18 protein-coding genes are annotated in these 23236 nt (G+C 72.2%); 7 read left to right on the forward strand and 11 right to left on the reverse strand.

Annotated features, from left to right (window positions below; genetic code table 11):
• The first annotated feature begins 17 nt into the window (after nucleotides 1–17).
• Together AC1DPN_RS10975 and AC1DPN_RS10980 are read left to right on the forward strand one after the other, a co-directional pair.
• Nucleotides 18–2036, forward strand: coding sequence for a DUF349 domain-containing protein (locus tag AC1DPN_RS10975; RefSeq protein WP_477084777.1), 2019 nt, complete (start codon nucleotides 18–20; stop codon nucleotides 2034–2036).
• 126 nt (nucleotides 2037–2162) lie between these two features.
• A complete protein-coding gene (locus tag AC1DPN_RS10980) occupies nucleotides 2163–2819 on the forward strand; it encodes a hypothetical protein (RefSeq protein WP_477084778.1) in 657 nt (218 codons plus the stop codon).
• Here AC1DPN_RS10980 and AC1DPN_RS10985 read toward each other — a convergent pair.
• From AC1DPN_RS10985 to pdxT, 10 genes are all read right to left on the reverse strand, one after another.
• Nucleotides 2768–5092 (reverse strand): RelA/SpoT family protein, encoded by a 2325-nt coding sequence (locus tag AC1DPN_RS10985; protein WP_477084779.1) that lies wholly within the window; start codon nucleotides 5090–5092, stop codon nucleotides 2768–2770. The genes AC1DPN_RS10980 and AC1DPN_RS10985 overlap by 52 nt on opposite strands.
• A gap of 69 nt (nucleotides 5093–5161) precedes the next feature.
• Nucleotides 5162–5773, reverse strand: coding sequence for an adenine phosphoribosyltransferase (locus AC1DPN_RS10990; protein WP_477084780.1), 612 nt, complete (start codon nucleotides 5771–5773; stop codon nucleotides 5162–5164).
• Nucleotides 5770–6864, reverse strand: a complete 1095-nt coding sequence (secF, locus tag AC1DPN_RS10995; protein WP_477084781.1) for a protein translocase subunit SecF — start codon at nucleotides 6862–6864, stop codon at nucleotides 5770–5772. Before secF ends, AC1DPN_RS10990 begins: the two co-directional genes overlap by 4 nt.
• On the reverse strand, nucleotides 6864–8696 hold the full coding sequence (gene secD, locus AC1DPN_RS11000) for a protein translocase subunit SecD (RefSeq protein WP_477084782.1): 1833 nt from the start codon (nucleotides 8694–8696) through the stop codon (nucleotides 6864–6866). Before secD ends, secF begins: the two co-directional genes overlap by 1 nt.
• Before the next feature lie 126 nt (nucleotides 8697–8822).
• Nucleotides 8823–9257 (reverse strand): preprotein translocase subunit YajC, encoded by a 435-nt coding sequence (yajC, locus tag AC1DPN_RS11005; RefSeq protein WP_477084783.1) that lies wholly within the window; start codon nucleotides 9255–9257, stop codon nucleotides 8823–8825.
• 146 nt (nucleotides 9258–9403) lie between these two features.
• Nucleotides 9404–10459 (reverse strand): Holliday junction branch migration DNA helicase RuvB, encoded by a 1056-nt coding sequence (gene ruvB / locus AC1DPN_RS11010; protein WP_477084784.1) that lies wholly within the window; start codon nucleotides 10457–10459, stop codon nucleotides 9404–9406.
• Nucleotides 10452–11066 carry a Holliday junction branch migration protein RuvA gene (gene ruvA, locus AC1DPN_RS11015; protein WP_477084785.1) on the reverse strand — a complete coding sequence of 205 codons (615 nt, stop codon included), beginning with the start codon at nucleotides 11064–11066 and terminating at the stop codon, nucleotides 10452–10454. The genes ruvB and ruvA overlap by 8 nt, the downstream gene beginning before the upstream one ends.
• An 87-nt stretch (nucleotides 11067–11153) precedes the next feature.
• The gene (ruvC, locus tag AC1DPN_RS11020; protein WP_477084786.1) at nucleotides 11154–11720 is read right to left on the reverse strand and encodes a crossover junction endodeoxyribonuclease RuvC; all 567 of its coding nucleotides are present in this window, start codon (nucleotides 11718–11720) and stop codon (nucleotides 11154–11156) included.
• A 225-nt stretch (nucleotides 11721–11945) separates the two neighbouring features.
• A complete protein-coding gene (locus AC1DPN_RS11025) occupies nucleotides 11946–12704 on the reverse strand; it encodes a YebC/PmpR family DNA-binding transcriptional regulator (RefSeq protein WP_477084787.1) in 759 nt (252 codons plus the stop codon).
• Between the two features lie 57 nt (nucleotides 12705–12761).
• The gene (gene pdxT, locus AC1DPN_RS11030; RefSeq protein ID WP_477084788.1) at nucleotides 12762–13361 is read right to left on the reverse strand and encodes a pyridoxal 5'-phosphate synthase glutaminase subunit PdxT; all 600 of its coding nucleotides are present in this window, start codon (nucleotides 13359–13361) and stop codon (nucleotides 12762–12764) included.
• 207 nt (nucleotides 13362–13568) lie between these two features.
• Between pdxT and AC1DPN_RS11035 the strand changes: the two genes are divergently transcribed.
• The 5 genes from AC1DPN_RS11035 to AC1DPN_RS11055 are packed head-to-tail and all read left to right on the forward strand — an operon-like array spanning nucleotide 13569 to nucleotide 22603.
• Nucleotides 13569–16853 carry an FtsX-like permease family protein gene (locus tag AC1DPN_RS11035; RefSeq protein WP_477084789.1) on the forward strand — a complete coding sequence of 1095 codons (3285 nt, stop codon included), beginning with the start codon at nucleotides 13569–13571 and terminating at the stop codon, nucleotides 16851–16853.
• The gene (locus AC1DPN_RS11040) at nucleotides 16853–19648 is read left to right on the forward strand and encodes an FtsX-like permease family protein (protein WP_477084790.1); all 2796 of its coding nucleotides are present in this window, start codon (nucleotides 16853–16855) and stop codon (nucleotides 19646–19648) included. Before AC1DPN_RS11035 ends, AC1DPN_RS11040 begins: the two co-directional genes overlap by 1 nt.
• Nucleotides 19649–19682: 34 nt before the next feature.
• On the forward strand, nucleotides 19683–20633 hold the full coding sequence (locus tag AC1DPN_RS11045; protein WP_477084791.1) for an ABC transporter ATP-binding protein: 951 nt from the start codon (nucleotides 19683–19685) through the stop codon (nucleotides 20631–20633).
• Nucleotides 20630–21346: an ABC transporter ATP-binding protein gene (locus tag AC1DPN_RS11050; RefSeq protein ID WP_477084792.1), complete on the forward strand. Its 717-nt coding sequence runs from the start codon at nucleotides 20630–20632 to the stop codon at nucleotides 21344–21346. The genes AC1DPN_RS11045 and AC1DPN_RS11050 overlap by 4 nt, the downstream gene beginning before the upstream one ends.
• 30 nt (nucleotides 21347–21376) lie before the next feature.
• A complete protein-coding gene (locus AC1DPN_RS11055) occupies nucleotides 21377–22603 on the forward strand; it encodes a kynureninase (RefSeq protein ID WP_477084793.1) in 1227 nt (408 codons plus the stop codon).
• Between the two features lie 39 nt (nucleotides 22604–22642).
• On the opposite strand, the gene AC1DPN_RS11060 is transcribed toward AC1DPN_RS11055, so the two are convergent.
• Entirely contained in the window at nucleotides 22643–23179 is a 537-nt protein-coding gene (locus AC1DPN_RS11060) for an NUDIX hydrolase (protein WP_477084794.1), read from the reverse strand.
• Nucleotides 23180–23236: the final 57 nt, after the last annotated feature.

The following is a 23236-nucleotide window of genomic DNA, read 5'->3' on the forward strand; positions in this document are numbered from 1 at the left end:
CCCCGACACCCGATTCCGTGCCCGACGACGCGGAGGTGACCCCAGAACCGACCGACGCGCCGGACGAGGCGGTCGCCGCGTCCGACGCGGCTGACGCAGCCGTCCCCGAGGACGCCTCCGAGGACGTCGAGCCCGACGTCCTCGTGGCCGTGTCCGAGGAGGTCGTGGCCGACGAGGTCGCCCTCGTCGACGGTGCTGTCGTCGAGGACATCGTCGTCGTCGACGACGTCGTCGTGGTCTCCGAGGGCTCCGTCGAGGAGACCGTGCTCGTCGAGGAGGTCGTCACGATCGACGGTGACGTGGTCTCCGACGACGTCACCCTGGTCTCGGACGTCACGATCTCCGAAGAGGTCGTCTCCGACGAGACCATCGTTCTGGAGGACGGCGTCGTCGAGGACGTCGTGACGGTCACGGACATCACCACCGTCGCCGACATCGACGGAGACGGCGACCTCGACGTGGTCGAGGAGAGCGTCGTGGTCGAGCGGACGACCGTCACCGCCGACATCGACGGGGACGGCGACCTGGACGTCGTCGAGGAGACCGTCGTGGTCGACCAGATCACCGTCAGCTCGGACGTCGTCACCGTCGACGGTGAGGTCGTCTCGGACGAGGTCACCGTGGTCACCGCGGAGCCGAGCCGGACGCCCAGCCCGACGCCTACCCCGCGCCCGACCCCGAGCCCGCGGCCCCGTCCCGTCCCGCACCCGCCGGCCCACCCGGTGGCCTCGGCCACTGCCGCTCCCGGCCCGGTCGCTCCCCCGCAGGACGCCGCGGAGGCCGCACTCGCTGCCACGTTCGGCAGCGTCGACGACGAGGGCACGGTCTCGGTGCGGGAGGCGGCCGGCGAGCGTGTCGTCGGCCAGTTCCCGGGTGCGACCAAGGACGAGGCGCTGGCGCTCTACGTGCGGCGGTTCCTCGACCTGCAGGCCAAGGTCACGCTCTTCGAAGCCCGGCTGGGCGCGGCGGACCTGTCCGTCAAGGAGATCGACCAGACGCTGGCGAAGCTGACCGACGAGGTCGCAGAGCCCGCAGCCGTCGGCGACCTGGACGGGCTCCGCGAACGGCTCGACGCCCTGCGCGTCACCGCCGCCGAGCGTCGCGCCGTCGCCGAGGCCGAGCGGGCAGCGGCCCGTGAGGCCGCCGTCGTCGCGCGGACCGAGATCGTCGAGCAGGCCGAGAAGATCGCCGGCACGGACCCGTCGCGCATCCAGTGGCGGCCCGCGGGCGAGCAGCTCCGGTCGCTGCTCGACCAGTGGAAGGAAGCCCAGCGCACGGGACCGCGTCTCGACCGTCCGACAGAGGAGTCGCTCTGGAAGCGGTTCAGCCACGCGCGCACCACGTTCGACCGTGAGCGCAGGCACTTCTTCGCCGAGCTGGAGACCAGGAACGCGTCCGCCAAGCAGGTCAAGGAGTCGCTGGTCGCCGAGGCCGAGCGCCTCCAGACGAGCACCGACTGGGGCGCCACCGCCGGAGTGTTCCGCGACCTGATGGTCCAGTGGAAGGCAGCCGGACGCGCCAGCCGGTCGGACGACGACGCTCTGTGGGCCCGCTTCCGGGCGGCGCAGGACGCCTTCTTCGCCGCTCGCGACGCCCAGTCGGCCGCGACGGACGAGGAGTTCCGGGCGAACCTCGAGGTCAAGGAGGCGCTGCTCGCCGAGGCGGAGGCCCTCCTGCCGGTCACCAACCTGGCGGCTGCGAAGCAGACGCTGAACCGGATCCAGGATCGCTGGGAGGCTGCGGGCAAGGTCCCGCGCGGCGACGTCCAGCGCATCGAGGGCCGCCTGCGTGCCGTCGAGACGGCCGTGCGCGACAGCGACCAGGCGCAGTGGCGTCGGACCAACCCTGAGACGCGTGCACGCGCCGAGGGTGCCGCCGCCCAGCTGGAGCAGGCGATCGCCGGTCTCGAGGCCGACCTCACCAAGGCGAAGGCGGCCGGCGACGCCCGCAAGATCGCCGACGCGCAGGCCGCGCTCGATGCCCGACGCGCCTGGCTCGAGCAGGTCCAGCGCGCCGCTCAGGACGCGCGAGGCTGACGCTCACCACGCGATCGACGAAGGGACCGGGCCCGACGGCTCGGTCCCTTCGTCGTTCGGGCGGCGACCTGTCCACAGGCGCGTCCGAAGGCCCCGTGGACGGCGTGCGGCCGCGATGCTGGGCGGATGGACGTGCTTGCTCCCTACCGGCCACGGCCCGTCGCGCTCCCCGAGACTGTGCGGCTCACCGATGTCGGCACGGCCACGTGGTGGGGCCTCCTGGCGGACGACGTGGTGCGTCCGTTGTGGGGCGACGTCGCGCTCGCGGCCGACCTGCCCGAGACTCCAGCACGCCGTGCGGTCGCGATCGCCGACCTCGTCCCGGCGAGAGCCGTCGTCGGCCGACAGTCCGCCGTGTGGCTGCACACGGGCCGGTTCCCGCCGCGTCGGGTCGACGTCCTCGTGCCGGCACGCGCGAGGCGTGCTGACCCGCACCCGTTGCGCGTGACCGCGGAGGCGACGTTCGAGCCGGGCGACGTGCTCCGGTTCGGACCCGTGCGCGCCACGACGGTCCAGCGGACCGGGATCGACATCTGCCGGCACGTGCCGCTCGGGCCCGCGCTCGCCCTGCTCGAGCCGCTGCTCGGCGTCGGGTTCGACCCTGAGGCGGCTCACCGCGGGCTCGATCGCCTCGCGGGCCACCGCGGCACGCTGCTCGCCCGAGAGGTCCTCAGGCACGTCCAGGGTCTCGCGCGTCGCCCACCCGATCAGGACGACGGTGCAGGCAGGAGTCAGGTCCTCGCGACCGGGCCGTCGACCGCCTTGGCGCCGGTCACGCGGTAGACGTCGAACACGCCCTCGACCTTGCGGACCGCGGCGAGCACGGACGCGAGGTGGGACGGCTCGGCCATCTCGAAGACGAACCTCGAGAGGGCGACCCGGTCACGAGACGTCGAGACGGACGCCGACAGGATGTTCACGTGCGAGTCCGACAGGACGCGGGTGACGTCGGAGAGGAGCCGGCTGCGGTCGAGCGCCTCGACCTGGATCTGCACGAGGAAGAGCGACGAGCTGGTCTGGCTCCAGTGCACGTCGACCATGCGCTCGGGCTCGCTTCGCAGGCTGCCGACGTTGATGCAGTCGGAGCGGTGCACGGAGACGCCGGCGCCACGGGTGACGAAACCGACGATGTCGTCACCGGGCACCGGCGTACAACACTTGGCGAGCTTGACCCAGATGTCGTCGACGCCCTTGACGATGACCCCGGGGTCGCCCGTGCGCACACGACGCTGCGTGCTGCCCGGGCGTGCGACCTCGGCGAGGTCCTCCTCGTTGGCGGTCTCGCCACCCATCGACTGGACGAGCCGCTGGACGACCGTCGCGGCCGACACCTGTCCCTCACCGATCGCGGCGTACAGCGACGAGACGTCCGCGTACCGCATCTCGTTGGCGACGGCGACGAGCGACTCGTGCGACAGGAGGCGCTGGATCGGCAGGTTCTGCTTGCGCATCGCCTTCGCGATGGCGTCCTTGCCGTGCTCGATGGCCTCCTCGCGGCGCTCCTTGGAGAACCACTGGCGGATCTTGTTGCGGGCGCGCGGGCTCTTGACGAAGCCGAGCCAGTCGCGGGACGGTCCGGCTGTCTCCGACTTCGACGTGAAGACGTCGACGACGTCCCCGTTCTCGAGCGACGAGTCGAGCGGCACCAACCGGCCGTTGACGCGCGCGCCCATGGTGCGGTGGCCGACCTCGGTGTGGACGGCATAGGCGAAGTCCACGGGTGTCGAGCCGGACGGCAGCCCGATGACGTCGCCCTTGGGCGTGAAGACGTAGACCTCGGAGCCGGCGATCTCGAAACGCAGCGAGTCGAGGAACTCGCTGGGGTCCGCCGTCTCCTTCTGCCAGTCCACGAGCTGGCGCAACCACTGCATGTCGTTGCCGGACGAGTCCGGCTCGGAGCCCTTGGTGTTCTCCTTGTACTTCCAGTGCGCAGCGACGCCGTACTCGGCCCGACGGTGCATGTCGTGCGTGCGGATCTGGATCTCGACCGGCTTGCCCTCGGGGCCGATCACCGTGGTGTGCAGCGACTGGTAGAGGTTGAACTTCGGCATCGCGATGTAGTCCTTGAAACGACCAGGGACCGGGTTCCATCGCGCATGCAGCGAGCCGAGCGCCGCGTAGCAGTCGCGGACCGTGTCGACGAGCACGCGGACACCCACGAGGTCGTAGATGTCCGCGAAGTCGCGGCCGCGCACGATCATCTTCTGGTAGATCGAGTAGTAGTGCTTCGGACGCCCCGTGACCGTGGCCTTGATCTTCGCCTTGTTGAGGTCGGCGCCGACCTGCTCACGCACGGTCGCGAGGTACTCCTCGCGTGCGGGAGCGCGCTCCGCGACCAGGTGCACGATCTCGTCGTAGACCTTCGGGTAGAGCGTCGCGAACGAGAGGTCCTCGAGCTCCCACTTGATCGTGTTCATGCCGAGGCGGTGCGCGAGCGGCGCGTAGATCTCGAGCGTCTCGCGGGCCTTCTTCTCGGCAGACGCGGCCGCGACGAACTTCCAGGTCCGAGCGTTGTGCAGGCGGTCGGCGAGCTTGATGACCAGGACGCGGATGTCTCGGGACATCGCGACGACCATCTTGCGGACCGTCTCGGCCTGCGCTGCGTCGCCGTACGTGACCTTGTCCAGCTTGGTCACGCCGTCGACGAGCATCGCGATCTCGGGCCCGAACTCGCGACGCAGCTGGTCGAGCGAGTAGTCGGTGTCCTCGACGGTGTCGTGCATGAGCGCAGCGGCCAACGTCGACGGGGTCATGCCGAGCTCGGCAAGGATCGTCGCGACCGCGACCGGGTGCGTGATGTACGGGTCGCCACTCTTGCGCAGCTGCCCGCGGTGCGCCTTCTCGGCGACGACGTAGGCCTGCTCGACGACCGCGAGGTCCGCCTTCGGGTGGTTGGTGCGGGCCGCTTGCAGCACCGGCTCGAGGGCCGGGAAGGTCGCGCCGTTGCGTGCGCCGAACCGCCCCAGCCGGGACCGCATGCGACCGGACGGTGCGCCGATCTGCGCCTCGGGAGACACATCGAGGGGGTTCTCAGGCGTGCGGACGTCCTCCGTCATCGCATCCCCTCCCTCGGTCGAGGCGTCAGTCTACGACCGCCGGAGCACAAGGAACGCACCGTCCGGAGCTCAGGACACCGTGACCAGCACGTCGATCGGGTACTCCCCCAGCAGGTCGCGGCCTCGCAGGGCCTCGAGCTCGACGAGGAACGTCAGCCCGACGACGACCGCGCCGCACCGCTCGAGGAGTGCGACCGTCGCGGCCGCCGTTCCTCCGGTGGCGAGCACGTCGTCGATCACGAGCACGCGTGCGCCCGCGGGGATCGTGTCCGGGTGGACCTCGATCGTCGCCGTCCCGTACTCGAGCGCGTAGGACTGGGAGGCGGTCGGACCGGGGAGCTTGCCTGCCTTGCGCACCGGCAGGACACCTGCGCCGAGTGCAACGGCCACCGGTGCGGCGAACAGGAAGCCGCGCGCCTCCATCCCGGCGACGAGGTCGATCGGACCCTCGACGGCGGCGGCGATGGCGTGCACCACCGAGGTGAACGCCTCGGCGTCGGCCAGCAGCGGCGTGATGTCCCGGAACAGGATCCCCGGCGACGGATAGTCCGGAACCAGGCGGACGAGCTCGTCGACGCGGCGCAGGACGTGTGCGCGGTCGACGACCCCGTCGGACGCGTCACGCCCAGCAGGGGCGCCCGAGGACACCCCTGCCAGGTCTGAAGCCAGCCGCTCGGTCATTTCTTCGTCGGGCGACGCTTCGGCTGCGCGGCGACACCCTGGTGCGAGCCGGCCGTGAGCGCCCCGGCGGGGACGAACGTGGGACCGGTCGGACCCTCGGGGATGCCGCCGGAACCCGCGGCGCGCGCGGCGAGGACCTTCGCGGTGTGCGCCTTGATCGCGGGCTCCTGCAGGCGCAGGACGACCTCGAACGGTGTCGCCAGGAAGATCGACGAGAAGGTGCCGATGAGCATGCCGACGAACAGAGCGAGCGCGATGTCCCGCAGGGTGCCTGCGCCGAGGACGACCGCACCGACGAAGAGGATCGCGGCGACCGGCAGCAAGGCGACGACCGACGTGTTGATCGACCGCACGAGCGTCTGGTTGACGGCGAGGTTCGCCTTCTCCTCGTACGTCCAGCGCGACTGCTCGAGGGTGTCGGCGGTGTTCTCCCGGACCTTGTCGAACACGACCACGGTGTCGTAGATCGAGTACCCGAGGATCGTCAGGAAGCCGATGACCGTTGCCGGCGTGACCTCCCAGCCGACCGCCGCGTACACGCCGACCGTGATGATGAGGTCGTGGAACAGCGCGATCAGCGCGGCCAGTGCCATGCGCCAGTTCCTGAAGTAGACCGTCATGACGACCGTGACGAGCAACAGGAAGACGATGATGCCGATGATGGCGCGCTGCGAGACGTCCTTGCCCCAGGACGGCCCGATGAACGAGCTGGTGACGTTCTCGACCGGGACGTCGTAGGCCTCGGCGAGCGCCGCCTTGACCTCCTCGACCTCCGCTGCGTCGAGCGTCGCCGTCTGGATGCGCAGACTGTCGGCCCCGACCGTGGTGACGCGCGGCGACTCGGTCGGAGCGACCGCGAGCACGGTGTCGATGGCGAGCTGCTGGTCCTTGTCCGAGACGCCGGCGACGACGAACTCCGAGCCCCCGCGGAAGTCGATGCCCGGGTTCAGGCCCGGCTTCACGAGGAAGATGGCCGAGAGGATCACCAGGATGCTGGAGATGGTGAACCAGATCCTGCGACGGCCGACGATGTTGTACGAGCGGCGACCGGTGTAGAGGTCGTTGCCCCACTGGGCGAATCCGGCGGCCATCAGTGCTCGTTCCCCTCGGTGCGCCCGGACTCGGGCTCGGACTCCTGCGGCGGGGTGTCCACCGGTGCGTCGGTGGGCTCCGCGGCGGCCTTCTTCGAGGCCGCGCGCCGCTCGGCGATGGTCAGGCCCGGCGCACTCGGCGCGCCTACGGCGACGGGGACGCGCGAACCGGCACCGACGGTGCTGGCGTCGGCGGGCGCGTCCTCGGTCGCCGACCCTGTCGCGGCCGTCGTGACGACGCGGCCGCGTCCGGCGTACCGACCGGCGGGAGCGCCGAGCCGCCGCGGGTCCAGCCCGGACAGGACGTGTCCGCCGCCGAAGAACTTCGTCTTCGAGAGCAGCTCCATGACCGGGTGCGTGAACATGAACACGACGAGGATGTCGATGAGCGTGGTCAGTCCGAGCGTGAACGCGAAGCCCTTGACCCCACCGACAGCGAGTAGATAGAGCACGCCGGCGGCGAGGAGGTTGACCGCGTCGGAGGCCAGGATCGTGCGGCGTGCACGATCCCACCCGCGCTCGACCGCGGCGGGCAGGGTCCTGCCCTCGCGCAGCTCGTCACGGATGCGTTCGAAGTACACGATGAACGAGTCGGCGGTGATACCGATGGCCACGATCAGTCCCGCGACACCGGGCAGCGAGAGCCGGTACCCGTACAGCCACGACAGCAGGGTGATCACGCCGTAGGTGATCGTCGCGGAGACCACGAGCGAGAAGACCGTCACCAGCCCGAGCGCCCGGTACTGGAGCATCGAGTAGATGACGACGAGGACCAGACCGATGAGGCCCGCGATCAAGCCCATCCGCAGCTGCTCGGAGCCGAGCGTCGCCGAGATCTGCGACTCGCTCTTGACCTCGAACGACAACGGCAGCGAGCCGAAGTTCAGCTGGTTGGCCAGGCTGGCAGCCGACTCACGCGTGAAGTTGCCCGAGATGACGGCCTTGCCGTCCGAGATGATCACGTTGGGCGCGAGGCTCGGCGCGGAGATCACGAGGCCGTCGAGCACCATCGCGAACTGGTTCTGCGGTGACTCCTGCGCCTGGAGGCGCGTCGTGACCTCGGTGAACTGGTCCGTGCCCTTGGAGTCGAACGTGATGTTGACGACCCACTGCGTGCCGGTGCCACCGGACTGCAGCTGCTCGAGACCCGAGTTCGCGCCGCTGATCCGGGCACCCTCGATCTCGACCGGTCCGAGGATGTACTTGGCGCTGCCGTCCTGGTCGCAGGTGACGAACGCCTTCTCCGGGTCACCGGGGACGCCACCCTTGCGGTTCTCCGGGTCGGTGCAGTCCAGGGCGTCGTACTCCGCCTGGACCGCCGGCGTGATGTAGTACGCGGCGTCGCTCGGGCTGTCCGGGGCGGCCTTGGTCGGCTCGTCGGACGGCTCTTCACCCTCGGGCGTCGGCGTGGGGTCGGGGGCCGGGGCCTCGACGCCGTTCGCCGGGATCGTCGACTCGGCGGTCGGCTCCGTGGTGGTCGGCGTCGGCGCACCCTGGGCCAGCACGGGGCGGAACTCCATCTGCGCGGAGGTCCGGACGAGCTCGAGGGTCTCCTCGCTCGGGTGGCCCGGCAGCGAGACCACGATGTTCTTGCCCTGGCTCGTGATCTCCGCCTCGGCGACACCCGAGGAGTCCACGCGCTGCCGGATCACCCCGATGGCCTGGTCGATCGTGCCGGACGAGACCTCTTCACCGTCGGTCGCGACGGGCGTCAGGATGATCTGCGTGCCGCCCTCGAGGTCGAGGGCGAGGTTCGGCGTCCACGACGCGTCGGACCACTTCACGCCCGCGGCGATCGTGGCGAAGAGCGCAGCGATGATGATGCCGAGCACGACCAGAGTTCGGACGGGCCTGCGACGGCGTGTGGGAGGAGCCAACGGAGTTCTTCTCTCGTGCGCGCACCCGCCGGGAGCAGCGGGTGGGGTCAAGGTCCGGGCATCTGCGCCCGGACCGAAGGCTTACTTCTGGTCTGCGTCCCCGTCCTTGCGAACAGGCGGCAGGGACGACAGGTCGTCGGGGACGTCGATCACGGTGTCGTTCGCGTGCTCGATCCGGTCGGCGTCGCTCACGGCGTCGTCGTAGCCGTCGACGTCGTCGTCGTCGTCCTCGTCCGTGGCGTCCTCGTCCTCGACGTCGTCGACCGGCGGCTCGATCTTCTTGGAGATCGCCGCGCGGATCCAGCGGCTGCGGCTGCCCGGGGCGGACTCGAGCGTGATGACGTCGTCCTCGACCTCCACGACCGTGCCCAGCAGACCCGAGTGCGTCATGACCTCGTCGCCGGGTCCCAGGGTGTTGCGGAACTCCATGGCGGCGCGCTGCGTCTTTCGCGTGCGGCTCGACATGAAGAGCAAACCGGCCACGGCGATGACGACGAAGATAAGGAGGGGGTCCACAGCAACGAGCTCCGATCAAGGTGACGTTTCCGCCGCAGTCTAGGCGCAGCGACTCGCCGCTCCAACGCCTGACCACGGCAAGAGGTTCCGCGATGCGCGGAATCCCGGGCCGTACCAGCCCCGACGCGTTGCCAGGGCACCTGAAACTACCCGAACAGCGTCCCTGCCGTGTGCGGCACGTCGAGGCCGAGGTGGGTCCAGGCGGCAGGGAGCGCGATCCGACCGCGCGGCGTCCGGCCGACCAGTCCCTCGCGCACGAGGAACGGCTCCGCGACCGTCTCGACGGTCTCAGGCTCCTCGCCGACGGCGACCGCCAGCGTGGTCAGCCCCACGGGTCCGCCGCCGAACCTCGTGCACAGGGCCGAGAGCACGGCCCTGTCGAGCCGGTCGAGGCCCAGCTCGTCGACCTCGTACACCTCGAGCGCGGACCGGGCCGCCGACAGGCTGAGCTGTCCGTCCCCGCGGATCTCCGCCCAGTCGCGCACGCGGCGCAGCAGCCGGTTCGAGATGCGCGGCGTCCCCCGCGACCGGGAGGCGATCTCGGCGGCGGCCTCGTGCTCGAGCGGGACGCCCAGCAGCCCGGCGGACCGCAGGAGCACGCGCTCGAGCTCGTCGGTCGAGTAGAAGTCGAGATGAGCCGTGAAGCCGAACCTGTCACGCAGCGGCGCCGGGAGCAGTCCTGCCCGGGTGGTGGCCCCGACGACCGTGAACGGGGGAAGCGACAGCGGGATGGCGCTCGCGCCGGCACCCTTGCCCACGATCACGTCGACGCGGAAGTCCTCCATGGCGACGTACAGCAGCTCCTCGGCGGGCCGGGCCAGCCGGTGGATCTCGTCGATGAAGAGCACCTCGCCCTCCTCCAGGGAGGACAGGACGGCGGCCAGGTCACCTGCGTGCTGGATCGCCGGCCCGCTCGTAACGCGCAGCGACGTGGCCAGCTCCGCGGCGATGATCATGGCGAGCGTGGTCTTGCCGAGCCCGGGCGGACCGGACAGCAGGACGTGGTCCGGCGCACGGCCGCGCGCACGGGCGGCCTGGAGCACGAGCGACAGCTGGTCCCTCACCACGCGCTGGCCGACGAACTCGTCGAGGTTGCGCGGGCGGAGCGCCGCTTCAGCAGCCCGTTCGATGTCGTCGGCGGCGGGCCTGACCAAGGACTCCGCACCGAACCGCTCGGTGACGAGCTCCTCGCCGTCAGACATGCCCACCGCCCAGCGTCCGCAGCGCGGCGCGCAGCACGCCAGCGACCTCGTCCTGCGCGACCGGCCCCTCGGAGCCCTCCAGCACGGTCGAGACCGCGTCGCCTGCCGCGCGGGCCGTCCAGCCCAGACCGACGAGGGCCTCGACCACCATGTCCCGGCGGTCGCCCGGGACGGCTGCGGGCGTTGCGGCGGACGATGCCGCAGCCGGGACCCCGATGCGGTCCTTGAGCTCGAGCACGATGCGCTGGGCGCCCTTCAGGCCGATCCCAGGCACGCGCTGCAGTGCCTTGAAGTCCTCGTCGAGCACCGCTCGGCGCAGCCCGTCGGGGGTGTGCACCGCGAGCATCGCGAGGGCCAGCCGTGGGCCGACCCCGCTCACGGTCTGCACGATCTCGAACACCTCGCGCTCGTCGGCGTCGGCGAACCCGAAGAGCGTCAGGGCGTCCTCGCGCACGAGCAGGGACGTGGCCAGCTGGGCGGACGAGCCGACGCGCAGTCCCGCGAGCGTGGCGGGCGTGGCGTGCACCAGGAGGCCGACTCCCCCGACCTCGACGACCGCGGCGTCGAGCCGGACGGCCTGCACCGTGCCGTGGACTGAGGCGATCATCGGGCTGCCACCTGGTCAGAGCGAAGGTCGAAGCGCATGCGTCCATGCTGGCACACCGAGACGAACAGGTGTACGAGTGACACGCGGTCAGCCGCGGCGTCGGGCGGTCTGCTCGGCCGCGGCCCACGCGCGCTGGGCCGGCGTCAACGAGCCCGGAGCTCGCTGCGGTGCCCCGAGCGCACCCGCGGGTCGCCAGATGTGGCAGACGGCGAGCGCGAGCGCGTCGGCGGCGTCGGCGGGGCGTGGCAGCTCCTCCAGGTGCAGGAGGCGTTGCACCATCGACTGGACCTGCGCCTTCTCGGCCCGGCCGTTGCCCGTGACGGCCGCCTTGACCTCGCTCGGCGTGTGCAGCGCGACAGGGATCCGGCGGCGCGCCGCGGCCACCATCGCGATGCCCGCGACCTGGGCCGTGCCCATGACGGTGCGCAGGTTCTGCTGCGCGAACACCCGCTCGACGGCGACGGCGTCGGGGGCGTGCTCCTCGAGCCACTCCTCGATCTGCGTCTCGATGCGCAGCAGCCGCTGGTCGACGTCCCACAGGGCGTCCGACGTCGCGACACCGACCGCGACCATCGCCAGGCGCCGACCGGGCAGGCCGTCCACCACGCCGAGGCCGCACCGGGTCAGGCCTGGGTCGACTCCGAGGACGCGCACGCCGTCATGGTCGCAGCCGGACCCGCGGGTTCCGGGGAGGCCCGCCGACGACAGAGGGACCCGGCCGCCGAGCGGCCAGGTCCCTGTGCGCAGGGTGCTCAGTCGTCCTCACGGTCGGCCTGAGCCTGCGGTCCGCCTCAGTCCTCGGACTCATGGTCGGCCTGAGCCTGCGCTCCGCTGCGGGCGGGTGCGCTGGCGCGCCCCCACCCTTCGCTGCGCTCCGCCTCAGTCCTCGGACTCGAGCTCCGCCATGACCTCGTCGGAGGCGTCGAAGTTGGCGTAGACGTTCTGCACGTCGTCCGAGTCCTCGAGCGCGTCGATGAGCCGCAGGATCTTGCGCGCGCCCTCGGCGTCGACCTCGATCTGCGTGGCCGGCCAGAACACGACGTCGGCAGAGTCGTACTCGATGCCGGCGGACTGCAGGGCCGTGCGGACCGGCACGAGGTCGGTGGCCTCGGAGAGCACCTCGAACGCCTCGCCGAGGTCGTTGACCTCTTCGCCGCCCGCGTCCAGGACGGCCTCCACGACGGAGTCCTCGTCCGTGCCGTCCTTGGGCACGATGACGACGCCCTTGCGCGAGAACAGGTAGGAGACCGAACCCGGGTCGGCCATCTGCCCGCCGTTGCGCGTGAACGCCACGCGCACGTCGGACGCGGCACGGTTGCGGTTGTCCGTCAGGCACTCGACGAGGACCGCGATGCCACCGGCGCCGTAGCCCTCGTACATGATCGTGGCGTAGTCCGCGCCGCCGGCTTCCTGGCCCGACCCGCGCTTGACCGCGCGGTTGATGTTGTCGATCGGGACCGACGACTTCTTGGCCTTCTGCACCGCGTCGAAGAGCGTCGGGTTGCCCGCGAGGTCACCGCCACCGGTGCGCGCGGCAACCTCGATGTTCTTGATCAGCTTGGCGAAGAGCTTGCTCCGCTTGGCGTCGACCACGGCCTTCTTGTGCTTGGTGGTGGCCCACTTGGAGTGACCCGACATCGCTTCAGCTACCCCTTCGTCTCCCGCGGGCGCCCATGGACGGCTGCAGCGCCGGTCTCACAGGGTGTCGCGGACGATCTCTACGAACAGTTGGTGCACCCGGGTGTCCCCGGTGACCTCCGGATGGAACGAGGTCACGAGCAACGGTCCCTGGCGGACGGCAACGATCCTACCGGCGGCCGGACCCGTCTCGACGCGCGCCAGCACGGTGGCGGCCGGACCGACCTCCTCGACCCACGGCGCACGGATGAACACCCCGTGCACCGACCCGTCTATCCCGTCGATGTCGAGGTCCGTCTCGAAGGACTCGACCTGCCGACCGAAGGCGTTCCGACGCACGGTGACGTCCACCCCGCCGAGCGTCTGCTGGCCCTCGATCCCGCCCAGCACGCGGTCGGCGAGCAGGATCATGCCCGCGCACGAGCCGTAGGCGGGCATCCCCGCGCGCAACCGCGCACGGACCGGCTCGAACAGGTCGAACGCGCGCAGCAGCTTGTCCATGGTCGTGGACTCGCCACCCGGCAGCACCAGCGCGTCGACGGCGTCGAGCTCGCGCTCGCGACGCACGGGCACAGCCGAGACCCCGACAGCGGTCAGGGCGTGCACGTGCTCGCGCACGTCTCCCTGCAGGGCGAGGACTCCGACGGTCACGGTCACAGCGGGCGATCCTAGTTCGCGATCACCTGCGGCGGCCGACGCGACCACCGGGACAATTCCACCCCCGTGCGGTGCACGCCGTCGGCGCGTCCTCGATCCGGCAGGTGGAATCGCTCCCACACTTACTTCTGTGCCTTAGCATCACCGCGATGGCATTGCCCGAGGACCTGTCGGTCAGTCGGTAGAGACAGCGACGTCTGGAGGGCCATGGGAGGCAACAGCCGACTGCTGCTGCGCCGTGCACGCTCCCAGCAGACCCTGATCCTGGCAGTCCTGGCCGTCGCACTGGTCGGCACCACCGTCCTCGGCACGTTCGCGCTCCTGCTCTCGACGAGCCAGCACCACATGCTGGCCGTCGCGCTCGACCGGACCAGCGAGTCCGACCGGGAGATCGACGTCACCCTCAAGCTGAGCTCGGGCGACGCCGCGCCCGCCGTAGCGGCGGGAACGCGCGTCCTCGACGAGCTGCTCGGCGACGTGCCCGCGGGCCGCGAGGAGTGGCTCACGTCGGCCACCTACTCCCTGCAGGGCACAGCCGACCCCGTCGCTCCGTACGCCTATCTCGCGGCCGCACCCCAGCTCACCGAACGCAGCACGGTCCTCAGTGGAGCGCTGCCCGCTTCAGGTGTCGACGACCAGGGGCGCGTGCTCGTCGCGGTCCCGCAGGTCGCCGCGGACGCCTACGGCTGGTCGGTCGGCACCGTTCTCGAGGCCAAGGAGGCTGCGGCGAAGAAGACGGCGACGTTCGTGGTCACCGGCACCTTCGCGCTCACGGGAGCGGCTTCGACCTGGGGGCGCGACGAGCTGGGTGGTGCGCAGCACGATCCCGCCTACCCGGTGCTCGGGTCGGCCGGGATGCTCCTGACGCAGGCGTGGGGTCCGTTCGTGGTCGGCGACGCCTCAGTGCTGACCGACGGGACGGCACGCCTCGGCGTCGCGCACCTCGTCGCGCACCCACGGTTTGCCGACGTCGGTGGCACCTCGGTCGACGGGCTGCGGCAGCGCCTCGACGACGCCCAGCTCCGCCTCGCCGCGGCCACGGCCGACGACGCACTCGACTCGTCTGTCGTCACCCGGCTCGCCGGGACGGTCGACGACGCGGTGGGGAGCCTCCAGGTGACGCGCGTGACGCTCGTCGTCGTCGCGCTCCTGCTGCTGACGCTCGCCGTCACCGTGCTGCTGCTCGCCGCACGGATGCTGGCCGACCGGCGGGTCCCGGAGCAAGAGCTCATGGCCTCGCGTGGCGCGTCGCACGGGCAGCTCCTGAGGCTCGCGGTGCTGGAGGCACTGGCGATCGCGGTCGCGGCGGCCGTGACCGCACCGTTCCTCGCGCTGGCGGCCTTCCGTGCGCTCGCCGTGGTCCCGGCCGTGCGCCGCGGCGGTCTTGATGTCGACCCCGGCCAGCCCGTGATCCTGTGGGTCACCTGCGCGCTGTCGGCGCTCGTGCTGTCCGGCGTCCTCGTCGGACCGCTGCTGCGCCGCGGTGGTCCCGAGCGCGCGCAGGTCCGGCAGGAGCGACGCGGCTCCGCTGCACGCTCAGGAGCGGACCTCGCGCTGCTCGTCCTGGCAGGGGTTGCGCTCTGGCAGCTGCACTCGTACCGCTCACCGGTGGGGAGCACGTCAGGCGGGTCCGCCGGCGTCGACCCCGTCCTCGTCCTCGCGCCTGCGCTCGTGCTGCTGGCCGGTTCCGTGCTAGCGCTCCGGCTCCTGCCCGTCGTGGCACACGTGGGCGAGCGGCTCGCGGCACGGAGTCGTTCCTGGGTCGCTCCCTTGGCGGCCTGGGAGATCGGTCGCCGGCCCGCTCGTGCCACAGCCGCCGTGCTGCTGCTCACGCTCGCGGTCGGCGTCGGCGCATTCTCGTCGTCGTTCCTCGCTACCTGGCGCGCCTCGCAGCAGGACCAGACGGACCTCGCGGTCGGTGCGGACGTGCGAGCCACGCCGGTCGACGGCACGCCCCTGGCCGCGGCGGCCCGGATCACCGCCGTGGCCGGCGCCGAACAAGCGGCACCGGTCACCGTGCGCGACGTGACGATCGGGATCCCGAGCGCCGTCGCCTCCTCCGGTGAGGGCGGTGTGCCCACCACGCTCCTGGCCGTCGACACGACGCGCGCGGGCGACCTGCTCCGCGGCCAGAGCAAGGCCGGGTGGGGTGCGGCGACCGCAGCGCTGCGACCGGGCGAGCCCGCGACCGGAATCCCGCTGCCCGGCGAACCGCGCTACGTCGTCGTCGACCTGAGCACTGCCGCCACGGGGCCCGCGGACGCGTCGGTCCTCGCCTCGCTCGTCGTCCAGGACACGACCGGCGTCCGGACCGCGCTCCCCCTGCCGACCCTGGAGTTCGACGAGACCCGCGCCGACGTCGTCCTCGAGCTGCCGTCCGCACGGTCCGGCCTCCAGCTCGTCGGCGTGGTCGCGCGCGCAGTCCCCGACCCGCTCGCGTTGCTCGAGCACGACGTCCGCCTCTCGCTGCACCTCTCGAACCTTCGGGTCGCCGGCGGCACGTCGAGCACCGGCGACGGTGTGCCGCAACCGGCCGACCTCACGTCCGTCGAGCCGGTGGGTCTCGCGGGCGCGACCTGGAGCTCGCGCCGCTCGAAGGCCGGCGCCACCGCAGACGCCGGCTCGCTCGTCCTCACGACCATCCTCGCCGCGCGTCCGGACTTCGGTGCGGTGCCCGACCTCTCCGCGGCAACGTTCGCCGACCCGTCGGCGGGGAAGTCCAAGGTCGGTGCGCTGGTGACGCCGAACGTCCTCGACGCGCTCGACACGAGCATCGGCGACACCTTGCTGCTCTCGGTCGCCGGTGCCGACGTCCGGGTCACGATCGTGGGCACGGTCCCGTACCTCCCGGGGCACCCGTCGGGCCGTGGCGTGCTCGTCGACTCTGATCTGCTCGGCCGTGAGGTCCTCCTGGCCGGTTCCGGTCAGTCCCTGGTGGACGAGTGGTGGATCGCCGTCCCGGACGAACGGGCCGCGGCCGTCGCGGCAGCGATCGCGCAGGACGGGGCGACGACCGTGGTCCGAGCGACGGAACGGCAGGTCGCGACGGAGGGACCGCTGCACGTCGGTGTCCAGGCGGCACTGTGGATCGTCGTCGCGGCAGCGCTCGCTCTGGCGGTGAGCGGGCTCGCGATGAGCGCAGCCGTCACGGTCCGGTCGCGACGGCTCGAGCTCGCGCGGCTCCAAGCGCTCGGCGCCACCCGCTCGGGACTCGTGCGGTCGGTCCTCGTCGAGCATGCGATCTTCGGTGTCGTCGGGATCGTCGTCGGCCTGGGCCTCGGCATGCTCCTCGCCTACGTGGTCGCACCGCTCATCACCACGTCGTCCGCGGGGGAACCCCCCGTGCCCGGCGTCGAGGTCCAGTGGGACTGGGCGGCCCAGCTCGCGCTGCTGAGCGGCCTGGTCGCGCTCGTGGCACTCGTCGTGGGTGTCACCACGAGCACGCTGCTGAAGCGCGCGTCGGGCGAGCTGCTGCGTCTGGGGGACGAGTGATGAGCACCCTCACCGCGGTGCGCTCCGGCGTCCGCGCCGCTACCTCCGGCGCGGCGCTCGTGGCGCGCAGGCGCAGCGTCTCCGACGCGGGTCTGCTGGCGCTCACCGCCATCGTCCTGGCCGTCACCGTGGCGCTCTCGTTCGCGGTCCCGCGGGTCGTCGAGCACGCTGCCGACGAGGCCGTGCGCGCCGCCGTGGTCGAGGCCGGCAGCTCCGCAGACCTCGTCGCGCGAGCCGGTGCGGCAGTCCGGCCCGGCTTCGGGACGAGTGCCTCGGACACCCGCGACCCGAACATCGCCGCCACCCAACGCACGAACGCAGCAAGCGTCCAAGAGGCTCTGCCCGACCCGCTGCGGACCATCACCGGCCCGGCCGTGGTGTCTGTGTCGACGCCCATCATCCGCGGTCGCATCGCGACCGACAGCGGACCCCGCTCGGTGACCACGCGGCTCGTCTACGTCGGCGACCCCGAAGCGGAGCGCCAGTCGGGGCTGGTTCGGTGGGTCGAAGGCGCGGAGCCGTCCGCCGCGGCGCTCCCCGAGCGCGACCCCGATCGCACAACCCCCGCGCACCACGAGGTACAGGTCGGGATGGAGGCTGACGCCGCCGCTCAGCTCGGGGTCCGGCCCGGCGACAGCGCCGACGTCGTTCTGGGAACCTATGGCCCGGTCGACCTCGTCGTCACAGGGCTGTACACGGTCGACGACCCCGACGACCGGGTGTGGGCGGCCTTCCCCGACCTCCTGGACGCGCGCGAGGCCGCATCGACGGACGAGGTCGCGCAGGTCGCACTCTTGGTCTCCGAGACATCCCTGCCGGACGTCGAGCTCGTCGTCCGGCCGCGCCTGCTCACGACGCAGTACCGGTACACCCCGGCCGCGACCATGATCGACGCCGACTCGACCCGCTCCATCCGCACGGCCGTCGCCCAGGTCCGTACCGACCCGATCGCACTGACGCAGGCTGCCGGCGGTCCGATCACCGTCTCGACATCGCTCGCGTCCACGCTCGCCGCGGTCCAGGGACGGCTCGACGCCGCTGCCGCCCAGCAGTCCGTCCTCGTGCTCGGTCTCGCCGGGGTGGGCGCCCTCGTGCTCGTGCTGGCCGCCCGCCTGCTCGTGACCCGACGTGAGCCGTACCTGCTCGCCGAGCGCGCACGCGGCGCCTCGATCGCCTCGGTCGTGGTCCGCGCACTGCTCGAGTCGGCCCCGATCGCGGTCGTGGCCGGGTGCGCCGGGGCGCTGCTGGCCGGGGCAGCACCCGGTGGCGGTGCCGCCGTGGCCGTCGCGCTGGTCGTCGTCGCCGCACTGGCCCCGGCGATCATGTCCGCCCTGCACGTCCGGACCTCGTACTCCGGTCGTCGCACACCGGCCAACCGGTCGGACCGCGACCGCCTGCGTGGTCGACGCCACGCCCGCCGGGTCGTCGCCGGGGCGACGCTCGTCGTCATCGCCGTCGGCGCCGTCGTCTCGGTCCGTCGGCGTGGGTTGGCGCAGACCACCACCGGGGGCGTCGACCTCCTGCTCGCAGCGACGCCGCTGCTCGTCGCGGCGGCTGCGACGCTCGTCGTCGTGCGCCTCCTGCCGCCCGTCCTGCGTCGGCTCAGCCGCGCCGCACAGGAGGGCCGCGGGCTTGTTCCGGTCGTCGCGACCGCGCGCGCGAGTGCCGCGACCGGCACCGCGCTCCCCTTGATGGCGCTGACAGTGTCGGTCGCGCTCGTCGTGTTCTGCGGGACGATCGTCACGACCGTCGACGCCGGTCAGAGCGCGGCCGCAGACGCGCGCACGGGCGCCGACGTGCGCGTCGAGGGGCAGCTCACGGAACGGGACGTCACCGCGCTGCGCTCGCAGCCCGGAGTGACCTCGGTCGCCGGGATCGCGGTCCTCGCGGGACGCTCGCTCGGACAGGACTCAGGCACGACGGTCGATCTGGTCCTGGTCGACGCGGAGCAGCTCGCCGTCATCGCGTCGGCCCACGGCCGGCCCGACGACGCACTGCGACGCCTCGTGGCGGGCGACCCCGCGCAGCTTCCGGCGTTGGTCGGCCCCGAGCTCTCCGCGGCGGTCGAGCTCGTCGCGCCCGAGATCTGGACACTGGCCGGGCCCGTGACGCTCGACGTCGTCGGTTCGGTGGGCGACGAACCGCGCGTGCGCACGAACGCCACGGGGTCCGCACCCGACGGTCGCGTCCTCGTCGACCGGACGACGTTCGCCGCCACGCAGGGTGTGACGACCGACCCGAGCACGATCCTCGTCGACGGACCCGGCGCCCTCGCCGCGACGCGGGCGCTGCAGCTCGACGACCGGCCCCGGGTCGACGTCACCTCGCGCGACGGCTGGCTCTCGGACTGGCGGGCCTCACCCCTCAACCGCGACCTGGTGCTGCTCCTGCTCGCGACCTGCGGCGCGCTCGCCGCGTACGCCGCGCTCGCTCTGGTGCTCCTGGTCGCCGCGACGTCGCGAGAACGCGGTCGCGCGCTGTCCGCGCTGCGCACGCTCGGGCTCGACGCGCGCACCGGCTCCCTCCTGACGTTCGCAGAGCTCGCACCGCTCGCGGTCGCGGCGATCGTCGCGGGCACGGCGATCGGCGTCGCGGTCCCGTGGCTGACGTCCGCGGCGCTCGGGCTGGAGCTCGCCACTGGCGGGTACGGGCCCCCCGTCCTGCGCATCGGCTGGTGGCCGCTGCTCGGAGCCGTCGTGACGGTCACGGTCGCGCTGGTCGTGACCGTGCTGGTCGAGGGCGCGGTACGGCGCCGCGACAAGCTCGGCGAGGTGCTGCGGGTGGGCGAGCGATGAGAACGACCAGGAACACGACGAGGGAGACCACGCGATGACGACGACACTCGGCTCGCTGGAGGAACGCGCCCGCGCACGCACGGACGACTTCGGCGAGCACGCGCTCATCGTGTGCGACTCGCTCGTGCGCATCTACCAGTCCGACGGCGTCGAGGTGCAGGCGCTGCAGGGCCTCGACCTGCTCGTCGAGGCCGGCGAGCTCGTCGCGATCGTCGGGGCGTCAGGCTCGGGCAAGTCGACCCTCCTCTCCGTCCTGTCCGGCCTCGACGTACCGACGGCCGGCCGCGTGCGCGTAGGGACGTGGGACCTCATGGCGATGACGGCCCGGCAGCGGGTGGAGTACCGGCGCTCGATGGTCGGGTTCGTGTGGCAGCAGACGGCGCGCAACCTCGTGCCCTACCTGTCCGCCGCGGAGAACGTGGCGTTCCCGCTGATGCTCGCCGGGGCTCCGGCGCGCGAGCGGTCACAGCGCACGGACGAGCTGCTGGACGTGCTCGGGGTCGGATACTGCTCGGACCGGCGTCCGGGCGAGATGTCGGGCGGCGAGCAGCAGCGCGTCGCGATCGCGGTCGGCCTGGCGAACGCGCCGCGCGTGCTGTTCGCCGACGAGCCCACGGGCGAGCTCGACACCGCGACGTCGCACGACGTCCTCGAGAGCCTGCGAACCGTGAACCGTGAGCTGGGCACGACCGTCGTGATCGTGACGCACGACCCCGGCGTCTCCGAGCACGTCCGGCGCACCGTGGCCATCCGCGACGGCCGCACGTCGTCCGAGACCGTCCGCCGGACGCACATCCAGGACGACGGGACGGAGCACGTCATCGCCGAGGAGCTCGCCGTCCTGGACCGCGCCGGGCGCGTACAGCTCCCGCGTGAGTACCGCGAGGCTCTCGAGCTCGTCGGGCGCGTGCGCCTGGCACTGGAGGAGTCTCACGTCTCCATCCGGCCCGAGACCCCTAGGCGCAGCGACGAGGAGCAGCGATGACCACGACGGTGCCCGTCGGTCCGACGGCGACGACCGCGGCGCCCGCGGTCAGCGTCGAGCACGTCAGCCGCACCTACGGGCATGGCGCGGCGGCGGTGCACGCCGTGCACGACGTCTCGTTCACGGTGGCACCCGGGGAGCTCGTCGCGCTCGTCGGGAGGTCGGGGTCGGGCAAGACGACGCTCCTGAACTGCGTCGGCGGCCTCGACCGGCCCGACGAAGGGCGTGTGGTCGTCGACGGACGCGAGGTGTCGTCGCTCGACGAGGCAGGGCTGGTCGAGCTGCGCCGGGACGTCGTCTCCTTCGTGTTCCAGACCTTCGGTCTGGTACCCGTGCTGTCCGCAGCCGAGAACGTCGGTGTCCCCCTGCGCCTGCGCCGCGTGCCGACCGTCGAGCGCGAGGCCCGCGTGCAGCTGCTCCTGGACCTGGTCGGTCTCGGCGGGCACGCAGCGCAGCGGCCCGCGGAGCTGTCGGGCGGTCAGCAGCAGCGTGTCGCGATCGCGCGGGCGCTCGCCGCCTCACCGCGGCTGCTGATCGCCGACGAGCCGACCGGCCAGCTGGACAGCGAGACCGGCACGGCGGTCATGGCGCTCCTGCGGGCTGTCGTCGAGGCGGAGGGCATGACGGCCATCGTCTCCACGCACGACCCGCTGATGATGGCCCTCGCCGACCGCGTGGTCCGGCTCGCCGACGGCCGGCTGGTCGACGCATAGGCGAGGGTGCCAGCCGTACGCTCGACCGCTGTGACCGACCTCGATCAGCGCGCCGCGGAGCTCGACGCGGCGCACGCCTCCACCGACCTGCGCCACCGGTTCCTGCTGCCTGAGGGGGTCGTCTACCTCGACGGCAACTCGCTCGGCGCCCTCCCGGCCGGCGTCCCCGACGCCGTCGCCGCGGTCCTCCGGGAGCAGTGGGGACGAGACCTGATCGCCTCGTGGAACACCCATGGTTGGTGGGACGCGCCTGGACGGGTCGGCGACGCGATCGGCCGCATCGTCGGCGCAGCGCCCGGACAGGTCGTCGTCGGGGACTCGACGAGTGTCCGGTTGCACCAGAGCCTGCACGCGGCGGCCGCGCTGCGTCCGGGAAGGACGGTCGTCCTCACCGAGCCGGACGGCTTCCCCACCGACCGCTACGTGGTCGACGGCGTCGCCGCGCAGATCGGGTGGCGCGTCGTGCACGCGCGGCCGCACGAGATCCCGGCGCTGCTCGACGAGCAGGTCGCCGCGGTGGTCCTGTCGCACGTCGACTACCGGACCGGCGAGCTGCTGGACCTCCCCGGCCTCACGGCCGCGGCCCACTCGGTCGGTGCGCTCGCTGTGTGGGACCTGTGCCACTCGGCGGGCGCCGTACCCGTCGATCTCGATCGGCACGAAGTGGACCTGGCTGTCGGCTGCGGCTACAAGTTCCTCAACGGTGGTCCGGGGGCGCCGGCGTTCGGCTACGTCGCGGCCCGCCACCAGGGTGCGTTCGTCAACGTGATACCCGGCTGGCACGGTCACGCCGAGCCGTTCGAGATGGCCGACGAGTACCGGGGAGCGCCGGGGATCGCCCGCGCGCGGATCGGAACTCCCCCGCTGCTGTCGCTGCTCGCGCTCGAGGCGGCGCTCCAGGCTCTCGACGGCGTCGACATCGAGGCCGTCCGAGCGCGGTCGCTCTCGCTCACCCGGTTCCTCCGCACGGCGATCAGGGCCTTGGTGCCCGACGCTGCCTTTGCCTCACCCGAGGACGACGAGGTCCGCGGATCACAGGTCGCGGTCCGTCATCCAGCCGCCTACGGCATCGTCCAGGCGCTCGCCGCCCGCGGCGTCGTCGGCGACTTCCGGACGCCCGACATCGTGCGCCTCGGCGTCGCAGCGCCCTACCTGACGCACGCCGACATGGTCACCGCGGCGAGCGCCCTGCAGGCAGTGCTCCTCGCCGACGAGCACCTCGACCCGGCGTGGGCGACCCGCAACGCGGTGACCTGAGCCGGGTCGGCCACGGCTCGCGCTCCGCTCGCGCACCGCTCACTCGCGCGCGAGCCCCAGGTGCCTGGCGACGCCGTCCCACGCGGGCAGCAGGCCGCGCACGAGCGAGACCAGGCTGTCCGGGAACACCTCGATGTCGACCCGCTCGAGGTCGTCGAGCGACCACCACCGCAGCTCGTCGATGACGTCGAGCTCCAGGTCGGTCCAGCCCGCCCGGTGCCCGTCCCCGAACGCAGCCGCGGGGACCCGCGCCAGGTAGAGGACCTCGTCCTGCCGGCAGTGCTCGGCGTAGAAGTCGAAGATCGCGGAGCGCGTGAACACCGGCCCGACCAGGTCGTCGGGGCCCAGCACGATGCCCGTCTCCTCGCGCACCTCGCGAAGCGCTGCCGCCGCCGCGTCCTCGCCGTCGTCGATCCCTCCGCCGACCGTGAACCACCAGCTCCGATCGGGCTGGTCGACGTCGTGCCCGCGGATGAGCAGCACGCGGTCGTCCTCGTCGAGCAGGATCACGCGAGCGGCCTCGCGGAAGAGCAGGCCGTCGTCGCCGCGCCGCCACTCGGGCCCGAGACCGTGCACGGGTCCCCCACCGTCGGCACCGGACCTCGGAGAGACGGCTGAGGCCGCGGACGGATC

Source organism: Cellulomonas sp. P4_H4, assembly GCF_056400865.1.

Bases quoted from the DNA above. Each gene is read 5' to 3' on its own strand.
- AC1DPN_RS11045 (WP_477084791.1), top strand. From the start codon at position 19,683: ATGACGACGACACTCGGCTCGCTGGAGGAACGCGCCCGCGCACGCACG.
- ruvA (WP_477084785.1), bottom strand. From the start codon at position 11,066: ATGATCGCCTCAGTCCACGGCACGGTGCAGGCCGTCCGGCTCGACGCC.
- AC1DPN_RS11040 (WP_477084790.1), top strand. From the start codon at position 16,853: ATGAGCACCCTCACCGCGGTGCGCTCCGGCGTCCGCGCCGCTACCTCC.
- AC1DPN_RS11025 (WP_477084787.1), bottom strand. From the start codon at position 12,704: ATGTCGGGTCACTCCAAGTGGGCCACCACCAAGCACAAGAAGGCCGTG.
- AC1DPN_RS11035 (WP_477084789.1), top strand. From the start codon at position 13,569: ATGGGAGGCAACAGCCGACTGCTGCTGCGCCGTGCACGCTCCCAGCAG.
- ruvB (WP_477084784.1), bottom strand. From the start codon at position 10,459: ATGTCTGACGGCGAGGAGCTCGTCACCGAGCGGTTCGGTGCGGAGTCC.
- AC1DPN_RS10990 (WP_477084780.1), bottom strand. From the start codon at position 5,773: ATGACCGAGCGGCTGGCTTCAGACCTGGCAGGGGTGTCCTCGGGCGCC.
- AC1DPN_RS11050 (WP_477084792.1), top strand. From the start codon at position 20,630: ATGACCACGACGGTGCCCGTCGGTCCGACGGCGACGACCGCGGCGCCC.
- AC1DPN_RS10985 (WP_477084779.1), bottom strand. From the start codon at position 5,092: ATGACGGAGGACGTCCGCACGCCTGAGAACCCCCTCGATGTGTCTCCC.
- secF (WP_477084781.1), bottom strand. From the start codon at position 6,864: ATGGCCGCCGGATTCGCCCAGTGGGGCAACGACCTCTACACCGGTCGC.
- AC1DPN_RS10980 (WP_477084778.1), top strand. From the start codon at position 2,163: ATGGACGTGCTTGCTCCCTACCGGCCACGGCCCGTCGCGCTCCCCGAG.